This window comes from Pseudomonas sp. GW822-FHT03F04 (assembly GCF_058801405.1).
Genome location: NZ_JBXANF010000001.1, coordinates 253,600 through 267,197, shown reverse-complemented (window position 1 = coordinate 267,197; position 13,598 = coordinate 253,600). Strand labels below are relative to the sequence as shown.

Below are 13,598 nucleotides of genomic sequence, written 5' to 3'. Positions count from 1 at the left end.
AGGCGCGCGTCTCAGACGGTGGGCGGGCCGGGATAACCGCAGTGCGCCCAGGATTCGGCGCGGGTGTACCAGGCCATCATCACCATTTGCTGCAGGGAGCTGTGGCCCATGCGCAGCAGGCTCAACGAGCTGTTTTCCCAGCGATCGAGGAAGTGTCGGATCGCCTCGGGACTGGCGTTTTCCCAGCTGCCCCAGATTCCGGTCAGCGGTCCTCGGGTCACGGCCATGCCCAGTACGTCGAACAGTTGCCGGGTGAGTTTGAGCATTTCCGGCGACAGGTGATCGAGGCTGTAATCCAGGGACTTCAGCGCTCCGTCGACAGCAGCGGGCATCTTCTCCACTGCGACAGCGCCATCGAGCATCACCGGAATCAGCGCGCGCAGAAACAGCAGGTCGCCGCTACGCAACGCGGTGAATCCGTTGGCCGATACGCTCGACGAACAGCCGCTGAGGCTGGCGCCGAGGCCGGCGGTGGCGAGGAAAGCCGTGGCGCCCAGGCTGAATTTCAGCAGGCCACGGCGCGACAGTGCAGGTGTTTCGGTCAGGCTTGGGTGCATTGTTGTTATTACCCGGCGGTGACGTTAGCGAATGAACAGTTTCTGGATCAGTTTCTGGATGGATTTGCCGTACGGCGGGTAGATCAGCTTCGCCGCGTTGAAGCGCTGTTTAACCAGTACACCCTTGGCCTTGCTGAAGGTCAGAAAACCTTCGTGCCCGTGGTAATGGCCCATCCCCGACGGCCCGATACCGCCGAAGGGCATGTCGTCCTGGGCCACATGCAGCAACGTATCGTTGAGGCAGACGCCACCGGAATGGGTTTCGTGGAGCACGCGTTTTTGTTCGCGTTTGTCGTAGCCGAAGTAGTAAAGAGCCAGAGGACGTGGCCGTTGATTGATGTAAGCAAATGCCTGATCCAGATCCTGATACGGCACGATCGGCAACAGCGGGCCGAAGATTTCGTCCTGCATCACCGTCATCTCGTCACTGACATTCAGCAGCAGGCTGTGAGGCATGCGTCGGCCCTGGCCCTGATCGAACAGCGGAATCAGCAGCGCGCCCTTGCTGGTGGCGTCGCTGAGGTAGCTGTTCAGTCGAGCCAATTGGCGCTCGTTGATGATGGCGGTGTAGTCCGGGTTGTCGGCGAGTGTCGGATAAAACCCGCGCACGGCCTGGCGATAGGCTTCGACGAAACCGCCGACCCGATCTTCCGGCACCAGCACGTAGTCCGGGGCCACGCAGGTCTGGCCGGCGTTGAGCGTCTTGCCGAAGGCGATGCGCTCGGCGGCGTCCTTGAGCGGCACATCGCGGGAGACGATGGCCGGGGATTTGCCGCCCAGTTCGAGAGTCACTGGCGTGAGGTTTTCCGCCGCTGCGCGCATCACGTGCTTGCCGATGCTGGTGGCGCCGGTGAACAGCAGGTGATCGAAGCGCAGTTTCGAGAACGCCACGCCGACATCGGCCTCGCCGAGCACCACGCAAACCAGGTCTTCCGGGAAGATCCGCGCCAGCAACTCCTTGAGCAGCAGGCCGGTGGCCGGGGTCGATTCGCTGAGTTTGAGCATCACCCGATTGCCCGCTGCGAGCGCGCCGGTCAACGGGCCCATGGCCAGAAACAGAGGGTAGTTCCAAGGCACGATCACGCCGACCACGCCCAGCGGCTGATACACCACTTTTGCCGATGCCGGCTGGAAGGCGACACCCACTTTGCGCCGCGATGGCTTCATCCACTGGCTGATATGGCGGCTGGCGTAATGAATGCCATGCAGGCTCGGCATCAACTCGGCGAGCAGGGTTTCATCGGCGCTGCGGTGGCTGAAATCCGAACTGATCGCCTCGACCAGCGCCTGCCGTTCGCTGCTCAGCAGATCGCGCAACGCCTTGAGCCATTGCTGGCGCTGGGCGGCCGGCGGCATCGGGTTGGCGGCGTAGGCGGCGCGCTGCGCGTTGAACAACCGGTTGAGCTCTTCCAGCGGCTGTTGCAACGATTGCAGGTAGGCAATATCGGCGGTCATTGTCGGCTCCGGATTTGTTGTCGTGAGGAACTTTTTAGAGTCTATGCTCTAGAAAGTCAAATGACTTCCTTGTGCGTCATGGTTTTATCCCATTCCGGTTAGGTCGTAAGATGCCCCCCAACGCACTCTGAATTAAAGCTCAAGCCATGGCCCCACGGATCAAAACCAGCGAGCGCATCGTGCAGAACAGCCTCGAGCTGTTCAATCAGCAGGGCGAGCGCAGCATCAGCACCAACCACATCGCCGCTCACATGGAGATTTCTCCGGGCAACCTGTACTACCACTTCCCCAACAAGCAGGCGATCATCTCCGTGCTGTTCAGTGAGTACGAAAGCCTGGTGGACAGCTTCCTGCGCCCGCCTCAGGGGCGTGCGGCGACGGTCGAAGACAAGCGTTTCTATCTCAAGGAACTGTTGTCGGCGATGTGGCGCTACCGCTTCCTGCATCGCGATCTTGAGCACCTGCTCGACAGCGACCCGGACCTGGCCGGGCGTTACCGGCGCTTTTCCCAGCGCTGTGTGATTCAGGGCGCGGCGATCTATGAAGGCTTCGTCGCCGCCGGCATCCTCAAGATGGACCGGGTGCAGATCGAATCCCTGACCCTCAACGCGTGGATCATCCTCACCTCCTGGGTGCGCTTTCTGTGCACGACCCGGGAAAACTCCAATCACCTCAGCGAGCAGGCCATTAAACGTGGCGTGTATCAGGTGCTGGTGCTGGAAGCGGGGTTTGTCACCGAGCAGGCCCGCGATGAGGTCAACGCACTGTTCGAAGAATTCTACGTACCGTTGGCCCAGGCCCTCGAAGAAAGGTCCTGACCCATCCGCTCACAGGAGTCGTTCGCTATGCCGATTGCGCAACTGATCAGCCCGACCACGCTGGATGCCCGCAAGGAGCAACCGGGGCTGGTGATTCTCGACTGCCGTTTTGCCCTCGAAGACCCGGACTACGGCCAGCGCAGCTATGCCGAAGGACACATTGCCGGGGCGAGCTATGCCGATCTTGAGCGAGACCTCAGCGGCCCGGTGACCAAGGGCGTGACCGGGCGTCATCCGTTGCCGGAGCCGGCAGCGCTGATCGAGCGCCTGCAAGCCTTCGGCATCAACAACGACAGCGACGTGGTTCTGTATGACGACGGCCCCGGTGCCTACGCGGCGCGGGCCTGGTGGTTGCTGGCGTGGCTGGGCAAGCGCGACGGCGTGTTCATTCTCGATGGCGGGCTCAAGGCCTGGCACGCGGCCGGTCTGCCGCTGAGCCTGGATGCGCCTTCGGTGACTCGCGGGACGTTCAGCGGGCATCCGGACAAACATCTGCTGCTCAGCGCCGAGCAATTGCAGCAACGCCTCGGTCAACCGGCTCTGACTCTGCTCGATGCCCGCGCCTTGCCGCGTTTCAAGGGAGAAGTGGAGCCGATCGACCCGATCGCCGGGCACATTCCCGGCGCGCAATGCGCGGCGTTCACCGACAATCTGGGCAGCGATGGGCGTTTCCTGCCGTCCGACCAGCTCAAGCAGCGCTTTGCCGCGAAACTCGGCGCGCGCTCGCCGGCCGATCTGGTGGCGTATTGCGGCTCGGGGGTGACGGCGTGTCACAACCTGTTCGCCCTGTGCCTGGCGGGTTATCCGTTGGGTTCGCTGTATGCCGGGTCGTGGAGCGAGTGGATCAATGAGCCTTCGCGCGGTATCGCCACCGGCGAGTAAGCGCGTTCAGCGGTCCAGCCGCGCGCTGCGATAGGCCGCCGGGCCCACACCATAAACCTGTTTGAACTGCCGGCTCAGATGGCTCTGGTCGGCAAAGCCCAACTGTGTGGCGACTTCCACCGGAAGGCAGCCGCTCTGCAACAAGCCCCGCGCGCAGGCAATCCGCTGTTGCATCAGCCAGGTGTGCGGCGGCATGCCGGTGGCGCGGCGGAACACCCGGGCGAAGTGGAAGGGCGACAGGTTCACCGCTGCCGCCAGTTCTTCCAGCGAGGGTGGCGCCGCCAGTTGTGCGTGCAGCAATTCCTTGGCCATCACCACCGCACGATGTTCCTTGCCGGGTTTGCCGTTGATCTGCACCGCCGCGTGGCGTTGCAACAGCAGCATCATCATTTCGCGCCACACCGTTTGCTGTTGCAGCGCGGTGGCGGGGCTTTCCAGCAAGCGGTGCAACTGGCTGAAGCCGTTGACCAGATCCGGATCGCGGTATAGCGTCGCGCCAAAAGCCGGCATCGGCGCAGTCGGCAGTTCCAGTTCTTCGAGCAGCGAGACAATCTTGCCGGTATCCGGATAAAACGCCCGGTACAGCCAACCGTCCTCGGTGCCTTTGTGGCCGGTGTGCAATTCGTCCGGGTTGATCAGCACCAGCGTGCCGCTGCCGGCCAGGTGTTCGGCACCGCGATAGCGGTAGCGCTGGGCGCCGGCCATGATCATGCCGATCACGTAGCCGTCGTGGACATGCGGGGCGAAGCGATGCTCGATGTAGCGCGCCGACAGTAATTCGACCCCGGCCAGTGGCGCGGTTTGCCAGAAACGGATCGACTCGCCCTGTTCGCTCATGACGTCACCCGCGCCCCGAGTCGGCCAGCCACTGGGGAATGCGCCGTTCCAGGTAATAACCCGGTTGGCGGAACGAGCCATCGACGAAGCCGACATGCCCGCCCTTGCTCTGCAATTCGAACGCGGTCGAACTCGACAGCTCACTGGCTGAAGGCAGGCTGTGGGGGAACACGAACGGGTCGTCCGCCGCTTGAATGATCAGGGTCGGTGTACGGATCTCGCCAAGAAAGTAGCGGCTCGATGCCCGGCGATAGTAATCCTCGGCATCGGCAAAGCCATTCAGTGGCGCCGTCACCCGGCCGTCGAAATCCCAGAAGGTGCGCATGTTTTCCAGTGAGCCGAGGGCGGCCAATGCGGCAAGACCCTCCTCGCGGCCGTCGTGCTGGAACTGGCGCTGCTTGTTCTTGATGTAGGCGACCATCTCGCGCATGAAGTGCGCCTGATAGACCTTCGAGAAACCCTGGCCAATACGGTCGGCGCACTGATCCAGACGAAACGGCACCGACACCGCCACCGCACCGAGCACGCCGCTGGCGCTGCCGGTTTCCCCCAGATGCTTGAGCAGCACGTTGCCACCGAGGGAGTAGCCGACCGCATACAGCGGCGCCAGTGGCCGCTTGGCCTTCAGATGACGGATGGTTTCGGCGAGGTCTTCGCTGGCGCCGGAATGGTAGCTGCGCGGCAACAGGTTCGGCTCGCCCGAGCAACCACGCCAGTTCAGCGCAACACTCGCCCAGCCTTGGGCGGCGAGCGCTGCCTGGATTCCGGCCACGTAAGGCGAATTGGATGAGCCAGTCAGCCCGTGCAGCACCAATACCAACGGCGCTTCCGCACTGTGGGGGCCGTGCCAGTCAAGGTCGAGGAAATCGCCGTCGTCCAGCCACAATCGTTCGCGCTGGCGATCAAGGTGCACGGTTTTGCGCCACAGCGGCCCCCACAAGGTTTGCAGGTGCGGATTGCCGAGGCCGAAGGCGGGGATGAACGATTTTGACGAAAGGGACACGTTTGCTCTCGATGCAGCGCAGCGAGCCTCGGCTGAAGCTCGCCGCTTTTTCAGGCCGGTCGGTTAACCGGCGATCACTGCCATACGTTGCCACAACGCGTAGTACACCCGCCCGGATTTCTGCTCGCGGTGCAGGCGCCAGTTGCCTGGCAGGCCGAGGGTCGATGGCGCGGTTTCGCTTTCAGTGTAGATCCACGAATCATCGGCCAGCCATTGGCGTTCTTCCAGCAGCGTGCACACGGCGGGCAGCAGGTTCTGGTTGAACGGCGGGTCGAGGAACACCAGATCGAACGCGGTCGCGGTCTGGGTTTCCAGATAGCGCAAGGCATCGGCGGTCTGCACGTGGCCGTTGGTGCAGCGCAGCGTGCCGAGGTGTTCTTTCAGGCTGGAGACCGCAACATGGCTGGCATCCAGCGCCTGACCCATGGACGCGCCGCGAGACAGCGCTTCCAGGAACAGCGCGCCGCTGCCGGCGAACGGATCGAGCACCTTGGCCCCGGCAACGTACGGCGCGAGCCAGTTGAACAGGGTTTCACGCACCCGGTCCGGCGTCGGACGCAGGCCCGGCGCATCAGGGAAGCTCAGTTTGCGGCTGCGCCATTCGCCGCCGATGATGCGCAACTGGTTCACACCGTTGTGCAGTTTTTGTACAGGTTTCTTTGGGCTGGCCATTAATGCTCCGGAACCCCGAGCGGCTGCTCGGCAGGTTTATCAGATGGGGCCGGTAACGGCTTTTGCGGCACGGTCGGGCCAGCGCTGACGATGACCAGTTTATCCGTGCTCAAGTGTTTGTTCAGGGCGTCGCGAACCTGCTCGACGGTCAGGCTCTGGGACTGACGCATGAAGTCGTCCAGATAATTCAGCGGCAGGTTGTAGAAACCCATGGCGCCGAGTTGGCCGACGATATCGGCGTTGCTCGCAGTGGACAGCGGGAAGCTGCCGGCCAGTTCGCGCTTGGCGTCATCAAGTTCTTTCTGGGTCGGGCCGGTCTTCAGGTAATCGGCGAGCACATCCTGCACCAGTTTCAGGGTGCCTTCGCTCATTTCCGCGCGGGTCTGCAGATTGATCATGAACGGGCCGCGCGCCTGCATCGGGCTGAACGCCGAATACACGGTGTAGGCCAGACCACGTTTCTCGCGGACTTCACTCATCAAACGAGTGCCGAAACCACCACCGCCGAGGATCTGGTTGCCCATCGACAGTGCGGCGTAGTCCGGGTCGTCACGGTCGATGCCCAGTTGCGCAAGCATCAGGTTGGTCTGCTTGGACGGGAACTCGATATGGCCGACGCTGGCCTTCGGCTCCTGCGGCTGGGCGATCTTCGCCAGCGCCGGGCCTTTTGGCAGGGCGGCAGAAACCTGATTGGCAATTGCCTCGGCCTCGGCACGGGACAAGTCGCCGACCAGCGCAATCACCACGTTGCCGGCGGCATACGCCTTGGCGTGGAACTCACGCAGTTGCGCCAGGGTGATCTTCGGTACGCTTTGCGCGCTGCCATCGCTGGAGTGCGCGTACGGGTGATCGCCGTACAGGCGCTTCATCAATTCCAGGCTGGCGAGTTTGCCGGGGCTCTGTTTCTGGTATTCGAAACCGGCGAGCATCTGGTTCTTGATGCGCGCGAAGGAGTCGGCGGGGAAGGTCGGTTTGCCGATCACTTCGGAGAACAGCTTCAGCGCCGGTTCGCGTTTGTCGGCGGCACTTAGGCTACGCAGCGATGCGATGGCCATGTCCTTGTAGGCGCCGTTGCCGAAATCCGCGCCCAGGCCTTCAAAGCCCTGGGCGATGGCGCCGACATCCTTGCCCGCCACGCCTTCGTTGAGCATGGCGTTGGTCAGCAGGGCCAGGCCCGGCGCGTTGCCGTCCTGGCTGCTGCCGGCGGAAAAGATCAGGCGCATGTCGAACATCGGCAGTTCGCGAGCCTCGACGAACAACACCTTGGCGCCTTCGGCGGTGTTCCAGGTCTGCACGTCGAGCTTGCGGCTGGCCGGGGCCTTTCCGTCGAGTTCTGCCAGCGATTGCAGCTTCTGGCTGGTCTTGGCGTTATCCAGTGCTTCGCTGGCCTTGCTGTTGTCGCTCGGCGCCAGGTAGAACGCGGCGGAGCCGATCACCGCCACGGTGATCATGCCGAGCAGCAACAGGCGTGGGGTTTTGCGCTCACTCATGAGTCGTCTCCAGTGGCAGGACGTGGGCGACGCTGAGACGTTCGCGGGTGAAATACAGCTTGGCGGCGTTCTGGATGTCTTGCGGGGTGACGCTTTCCAGATCGGCCAGTTCGGTGTCCATCAATTTCCACGACAGGCCGACCGTCTCCAGTTGGCCGATGGCGGTGGCCTGGGCAGTGATCGAGTCACGCTCGAAGACCAGACCGGCGATGACTTGCGCACGCACGCGCTCCAGTTCTTCGGCGGACGGTGCGGTGGTTTTCAACTGTTCCAGCAGTTTCCACAGACCGGCTTCAGCCTGGGCCATGGTCTTTTTCTTCTGGGTGTTCGGTGTGGCGGACAGGGTGAACAGGCTGTCACCGCGTGTGTAGGCGTCATAACTCGACGAACCGCCGGACACCAGCTCTTCGCCGCGCTCCAGTTGCGTCGGGATACGACCGCTGTAGCCGCCGTCCAGCAGCGCCGAAATTAGGCGCAAGGCATTGATGGAGCGCTTGTCCTCGACGGTGGCCAGGCTTGGCACGTTGAAACCGAGCATCAGGCTGGGCAGTTGGGTCTGCACATGCAGAGTGATCTGGCGTTCGCCGGGTTCGGCCAGTTCCAGCGGTTTTTTCGCCGGTGGCACGTCGCGTTTCGGGATCGGCCCGAAATAGCGCTGGGCGAGGGTTTTCACCTCGTCCGGGGTCACGTCACCGACCACCACCAGCGTGGCGTTGTTCGGCACGTACCAGGACTGGTACCAGTGGCGCAGCTCTTCGACCTTCATCCGGTCGAGGTCGGCCATCCAGCCGATGGTCGGCGTGTGATAGCCGCTGGCCGGGTAGGCCATGGCCTTGTAGCGCTCGTAAGCCTTGGACATCGGTTTGTCGTCGGTGCGCAGGCGGCGCTCTTCCTTGATGACTTCGATTTCCTTGGCGAACTCGTCGGCCGGCAGACGCAGATTGGCCATGCGGTCGGCTTCCAGTTCAAAGGCTACGCCCAGGCGGTCGCGGGCCAGCACCTGGTAGTAGGCGGTGAAGTCATCGCTGGTGAACGCGTTCTCTTCGGCGCCGAGGTCGCGCAGGATCAGCGAGGCTTCACCGGGGCCGACTTTCTCGCTGCCCTTGAACATCATGTGCTCAAGGGCGTGGGACAGGCCGGTCTGGCCCGGGGTTTCGTAGCTGGAGCCGACCTTGTACCAGACCTGCGACACCACCACCGGCGCGCGATGATCTTCGCGCACGACAACCTTCAAACCGTTGTCGAGGGTGAATTCGTGGGTCGGTTGCGGGTCGGCTGCCAGGGCCGAAAGGGGCAGGCAGACTGTGCTGAGCAGCAGGCCTGCGGCGCGGCGGGCTAGAGCATTCATTCGTTTTTAAACCTGTTGGGCTGCCCGCTTGGTCTTAGCCTAGGCGGGCGAGGAGGTGCTAGGATACTGATCCGTTTTACCGGCGACCACGCCTATCCGGTTTTGAAACTTGATCAGGTTGTATGGGTTTGCGGCAGAAGGCCTTGGTTTATCAGCTAAACTTCGCTTTTTCGCCGATTTTGCCGGCTAGTCCTTCATTAAAACGATTCCTTTGAGGTGCCGTTGGCGCTTCGACAAAATGTTGCGCGTGAACAAGCTGGGTGAAACGCAGTCTGTTCTGCATCGAATATTTATTTGCCGGGGCGCCCCTGTGGCGCGTCGCTACCGTGAGATAGCCGTCCTCCATGTTTGGTTCCAACGACGACAAGAAGACCCCAGCTGCGGCTGGCGAGAAGAAGAGCCTGTTCGGATGGCTGCGCAAGAAACCGCAGGAACCCGTCGTCGAACAGCCGACGGCCATTCCTGAGCCGGCCCCGGCGCCAGCACCGGTAATAGAGGAAGCGCCGGCCCCGGTTGTGCTGCCGATTGCCGAGCCGGTGTTGCAACCGGTGGCTGAGGCCGAACCTGAAATGCCGGCTGCCGCCGAACTGCCGCTGACTCCGGTTGCCCAGCCGTGGTTGACCTTGCCGGTGGCCGAAGAGCCGGTGGCACTGGTTGAAGAGGCTGCGCCGCATGTGACGCCGGTGATTCCTGCGCCGGTTGCTTGGGTGCCTGAGCCGGTTCCCGTTCCGGCGGTCGAGCCTGTGATCGAGACCGCACCGGTTCCTGCAGAGCCTGTCGCAGTTGCTCCGGTTGCTCCGGCTATCGAAATCCCCGAGCCTGCACCTGCACCTGCACCTGCACCTGCACCGGTCGTCGTTGCGCCTGTCGCGGTCGTCGAAACTCCGGTCGCTGCGCCTCGCACCGAAGAAACCAAGGCCGGCTTCTTCGCCCGTCTCAAGCAAGGCCTGTCGAAGACCAGTGCCAGCATCGGCGAGGGCATGGCCAGTCTGTTCCTCGGCAAGAAAGCCATCGATGACGAGTTGCTCGACGACCTCGAAACCCGTCTGCTGACCGCTGACGTCGGCGTCGAAGCCACGTCGGTGATCATCCAGCGTCTGACCCAGAAGGTCGCACGCAAGGAATTGGCCGATTCCGACGCACTGTACAAATCCCTGCAAGCCGAGCTGTCTGCGATGCTCAAGCCGGTCGAGCAGCCGCTGAAGATCGTTTCGCAGAACAAGCCGTTCGTGATCCTCGTGGTCGGCGTCAACGGTGCCGGCAAAACCACCACCATCGGCAAACTGGCGAAGAAGCTGCAACTGGAAGGCAAGAAAGTCATGCTCGCCGCCGGTGACACCTTCCGTGCCGCGGCGGTCGAGCAGTTGCAGGTCTGGGGCGAGCGCAACAAGATTCCGGTGATCGCCCAGCACACTGGTGCTGACTCAGCCTCGGTGATCTTCGACGCCGTGCAGGCCGCCAAGGCCCGTGGCATCGATGTGCTGATCGCCGACACCGCCGGTCGCCTGCACACCAAAGACAACCTGATGGAAGAACTGAAGAAGGTTCGCCGGGTAATCGGCAAGCTCGACGCCGATGCGCCGCACGAAGTGCTGCTGGTGCTCGACGCCGGCACCGGTCAGAACGCCATCAACCAGGCCAAGCAATTCAACCAGACCGTCGAACTGACCGGCCTGGCGCTGACGAAGCTCGACGGCACCGCCAAGGGCGGGGTGATTTTCGCCCTGGCCAAGCAATTCGGCCTGCCGATCCGCTACATCGGCGTCGGTGAAGGCATCGACGATCTGCGTACCTTTGAAGCCGAACCCTTTGTCCAGGCACTGTTTGCCGAGCGGGAGCGTTCATGATTCGTTTCGAACAGGTCGGTAAACGCTACCCGAACGGTCACGTCGGCTTGCATGAGCTGAGCTTTCGAGTCCGTCGCGGCGAGTTCCTGTTTGTCACCGGCCATTCCGGTGCCGGTAAATCCACTCTGTTGCGCCTGCTGCTGGCGATGGAGCGTCCGACCAGCGGCAAACTGCTGCTGGCCGGGCAAGACCTGAGCACCATCAGCAATGCGCAGATTCCGTTCCTGCGCCGGCAGATCGGCGTGGTGTTCCAGAATCATCAACTGTTGTTCGATCGCACGGTGTTCAACAACGTCGCGCTGCCGTTGCAGATCCTCGGGCTGTCCAAGGCGGAAATCGCCAAGCGCGTCGATTCGGCGCTGGAGCGCGTGGCGCTGTCGGACAAGACCGATCTGTACCCCGGCGACCTGTCCACCGGTCAGCAACAGCGCGTCGGCATTGCCCGCGCCATCGTTCACCGTCCGGCCCTGCTGCTGGCGGACGAACCGACCGGTAACCTCGATCCGCGTCTGGCGGCCGAAATCATGGGTGTGTTCGAAGACATCAACCGTCTGGGCACCAGCGTGCTGATCGCCAGTCACGACCTGGCCCTGATTGCGCGCATGCGCCATCGCATGCTGACCCTGCAACGCGGCCGATTGATCGGTGACGGGGAGGCTGGCGAATGAGTGCAACACGTAGTCCGAAGGTTTCCGAGCGTGTGGCTCCCAAAGCCGCCGATCCGCAGCCGCCAAAAAAGAAAAAGCACGACGATGACGATGGCCCGGATTTCGCCACGCTGTTCCGTGCCTGGGTGGAAAACCACCGTGCCAGCCTGCTCGACAGCCTGCGCCGCCTCGGCAAGCAGCCGATCGGCAGCTTCTTCACCTGCATGGTGATGGCGGTCGCACTGAGTCTGCCGATGGGGCTGTCGCTGTTGCTTAACAACGTCGAGCGCCTGGGTGGTTCGTGGCAGCGTGCGGCACAGATCTCGCTGTACCTGGAGCTCGAAGCCAGTCCGGCTCAGGGCGAGAAACTGCGCGATCAGATCAAGGGCATGCCCGGTGTAGCTGATGCTGAATATGTCGGCCGCGATCAGGCGCTGGAAGAGTTCCAGCAGCAGTCCGGATTGGGCGAAGCCCTGCGCGAGCTGCCGGAAAACCCGCTGCCGGGCGTGGTGCTGGTCACGCCGAACGAGGTCGACAAGTCGACGCTGGAAGCATTAAGACAAAAACTTTCCGAGCTGCCCAAGGTACAACAGGCGCAACTTGATCTAGTCTGGGTCGAGCGTCTGGCTGCCATCCTCAAGCTCGGCGACCGCTTTGTCTTCGGTCTGACGGTGTTGCTGGTTTCCGCATTACTTTTGGTGATAGGCAATACCATTCGTCTTCATATTGAAAACCGCCGCACCGAGATAGAAGTGATTAAACTCGTTGGCGGCACTGACAGCTATGTGCGTCGTCCCTTCCTTTATATGGGCGCGTTGTATGGCTTCGGTGCGGGGCTGCTGTCCTGGGGTGTGCTGGCGTTCGGCCTGAACTGGCTGAACGACGCGGTGGTTGGACTGGCCGGCTTGTACGGCAGTGATTTTGCACTGGCCGGAGTGCCAGTTGCCGACGGTCTGTCGCTCTTGCTTGGCGCGGTGCTGTTGGGTTATATCGGTGCATGGATTGCAGTCGCACGTCATCTCAGGGAGCTGGCGCCGAAGTAGAATCTTTTTTTGCGCGTGATTGACCTTACGGTTTTTAGGGAACTTGTACTTGAGTTTCCGGTCAATTTTTCGCAGTGCCGAAAGGCGCGAGTATGTAAGTCGGAGGTTTTTTCGTATGACCAATTCTTTGCAACCTGCGTATGCATTGGTTCCGGGCGCAAACCTGGAAGCCTATGTACACACCGTCAACAGCATTCCATTGCTGACGCCGGAGCAGGAGCGTGAACTGGCCGAGAGTCTCTACTATGAGCAGGATTTGGGGGCGGCTCGGCAGATGGTGCTCGCCCACCTGCGTTTTGTTGTACACATTGCCCGTAGCTATTCCGGCTACGGTCTGGCTCAGGCTGACCTGATCCAGGAAGGCAACGTCGGCCTGATGAAGGCCGTGAAGCGTTTCAACCCGGAAATGGGCGTGCGTCTGGTGTCCTTTGCGGTGCACTGGATCAAGGCCGAGATTCACGAGTTCATCCTGCGCAACTGGCGGATCGTGAAAGTCGCGACCACCAAGGCCCAGCGCAAGCTTTTCTTCAACCTGCGCAGCCAGAAGAAACGTCTGGCCTGGCTGAACAATGAGGAAGTCCACCGTGTGGCGGAAAGCCTCGGCGTCGAGCCGCGTGAAGTGCGTGAGATGGAAAGTCGCCTGACCGGTCATGACATGGCCTTCGACCCGGCTGCCGAAGCGGACGACGACAGTGCTTTCCAGTCGCCGGCCAACTACCTGGAAGACCACCGGTACGACCCGGCGCGTCAGCTGGAAGATGCCGACTGGAGCGACAACTCCAATCACAACCTGCACGAAGCGCTGGAAGTGCTGGACGAACGCAGCCGCGACATCCTCTACCAGCGCTGGCTGGCAGAAGAGAAAGCCACGCTGCACGACCTGGCGCAGAAGTACAACGTGTCGGCCGAGCGGATCCGTCAGCTCGAGAAGAGCGCGATGAACAAGCTCAAGTTGTCGATTGCCGCGTAACCGGTAGTCCGACAATAAAAAACGCCCCG

The 13,598-nt window shown here is 62.1% G+C and carries 14 protein-coding genes; 6 read left to right on the top strand and 8 right to left on the bottom strand.

Translation table 11 applies throughout. The annotated features are described in order from the left end of the window. Positions 1 to 11 precede the first annotated feature (11 nt). Positions 12 to 557, bottom strand: coding sequence for a twin-arginine translocation pathway signal protein (locus AC1RMX_RS01225; protein ID WP_493065682.1), 546 nt, complete (start codon positions 555 to 557; stop codon positions 12 to 14). Between the two features lie 24 nt (positions 558 to 581). Next, on the bottom strand, positions 582 to 2,012 hold the full coding sequence (locus AC1RMX_RS01220) for a coniferyl aldehyde dehydrogenase (RefSeq protein WP_096817565.1): 1,431 nt from the start codon (positions 2,010 to 2,012) through the stop codon (positions 582 to 584). Positions 2,013 to 2,158: 146 nt separating this feature from the next. On the opposite strand from AC1RMX_RS01220, the gene AC1RMX_RS01215 reads away from it, so the two are divergent. Together AC1RMX_RS01215 and AC1RMX_RS01210 are read left to right on the top strand one after the other, a co-directional pair. After that, on the top strand, positions 2,159 to 2,830 hold the full coding sequence (locus AC1RMX_RS01215; protein ID WP_096817567.1) for a TetR/AcrR family transcriptional regulator: 672 nt from the start codon (positions 2,159 to 2,161) through the stop codon (positions 2,828 to 2,830). A 27-nt stretch (positions 2,831 to 2,857) separates the two neighbouring features. Further along, positions 2,858 to 3,712, top strand: coding sequence for a sulfurtransferase (locus tag AC1RMX_RS01210; RefSeq protein ID WP_493070140.1), 855 nt, complete (start codon positions 2,858 to 2,860; stop codon positions 3,710 to 3,712). Positions 3,713 to 3,718: 6 nt separating this feature from the next. Here the strand turns inward: AC1RMX_RS01210 and AC1RMX_RS01205 are convergent, their stop codons facing one another. The 6 genes from AC1RMX_RS01205 to AC1RMX_RS01180 form a co-directional block, all read right to left on the bottom strand. Continuing rightward, positions 3,719 to 4,549 carry an AraC family transcriptional regulator gene (locus AC1RMX_RS01205; protein ID WP_085731553.1) on the bottom strand — a complete coding sequence of 277 codons (831 nt, stop codon included), beginning with the start codon at positions 4,547 to 4,549 and terminating at the stop codon, positions 3,719 to 3,721. Between the two features lie 4 nt (positions 4,550 to 4,553). Then, positions 4,554 to 5,552 (bottom strand): hydrolase, encoded by a 999-nt coding sequence (locus AC1RMX_RS01200; protein WP_493070138.1) that lies wholly within the window; start codon positions 5,550 to 5,552, stop codon positions 4,554 to 4,556. 63 nt (positions 5,553 to 5,615) lie between these two features. Further along, positions 5,616 to 6,224: a 16S rRNA (guanine(966)-N(2))-methyltransferase RsmD gene (rsmD, locus tag AC1RMX_RS01195; protein WP_096817575.1), complete on the bottom strand. Its 609-nt coding sequence runs from the start codon at positions 6,222 to 6,224 to the stop codon at positions 5,616 to 5,618. After that, the gene (locus AC1RMX_RS01190) at positions 6,224 to 7,714 is read right to left on the bottom strand and encodes a M16 family metallopeptidase (RefSeq protein WP_493070136.1); all 1,491 of its coding nucleotides are present in this window, start codon (positions 7,712 to 7,714) and stop codon (positions 6,224 to 6,226) included. The genes rsmD and AC1RMX_RS01190 overlap by 1 nt, the downstream gene beginning before the upstream one ends. Beyond that, positions 7,707 to 9,062 (bottom strand): M16 family metallopeptidase, encoded by a 1,356-nt coding sequence (locus tag AC1RMX_RS01185; RefSeq protein ID WP_096817578.1) that lies wholly within the window; start codon positions 9,060 to 9,062, stop codon positions 7,707 to 7,709. The genes AC1RMX_RS01190 and AC1RMX_RS01185 overlap by 8 nt, the downstream gene beginning before the upstream one ends. A gap of 151 nt (positions 9,063 to 9,213) precedes the next feature. After that, on the bottom strand, positions 9,214 to 9,408 hold the full coding sequence (locus tag AC1RMX_RS01180; RefSeq protein WP_096817581.1) for a hypothetical protein: 195 nt from the start codon (positions 9,406 to 9,408) through the stop codon (positions 9,214 to 9,216). Here AC1RMX_RS01180 and ftsY point away from each other — a divergent pair. The 4 genes from ftsY to rpoH all read left to right on the top strand — a co-directional run bounded on the left by ftsY (position 9,407) and on the right by rpoH (position 13,569). Next, the gene (gene ftsY, locus AC1RMX_RS01175; RefSeq protein WP_493070134.1) at positions 9,407 to 10,909 is read left to right on the top strand and encodes a signal recognition particle-docking protein FtsY; all 1,503 of its coding nucleotides are present in this window, start codon (positions 9,407 to 9,409) and stop codon (positions 10,907 to 10,909) included. The genes AC1RMX_RS01180 and ftsY overlap by 2 nt on opposite strands. Continuing rightward, a complete protein-coding gene (ftsE, locus tag AC1RMX_RS01170; RefSeq protein WP_008065082.1) occupies positions 10,906 to 11,577 on the top strand; it encodes a cell division ATP-binding protein FtsE in 672 nt (223 codons plus the stop codon). Before ftsY ends, ftsE begins: the two co-directional genes overlap by 4 nt. Beyond that, positions 11,574 to 12,599, top strand: coding sequence for a permease-like cell division protein FtsX (ftsX, locus tag AC1RMX_RS01165; protein ID WP_096817585.1), 1,026 nt, complete (start codon positions 11,574 to 11,576; stop codon positions 12,597 to 12,599). Before ftsE ends, ftsX begins: the two co-directional genes overlap by 4 nt. Before the next feature lie 115 nt (positions 12,600 to 12,714). After that, positions 12,715 to 13,569 carry an RNA polymerase sigma factor RpoH gene (gene rpoH / locus AC1RMX_RS01160; protein WP_003229146.1) on the top strand — a complete coding sequence of 285 codons (855 nt, stop codon included), beginning with the start codon at positions 12,715 to 12,717 and terminating at the stop codon, positions 13,567 to 13,569. Positions 13,570 to 13,598 lie beyond the last annotated feature (29 nt).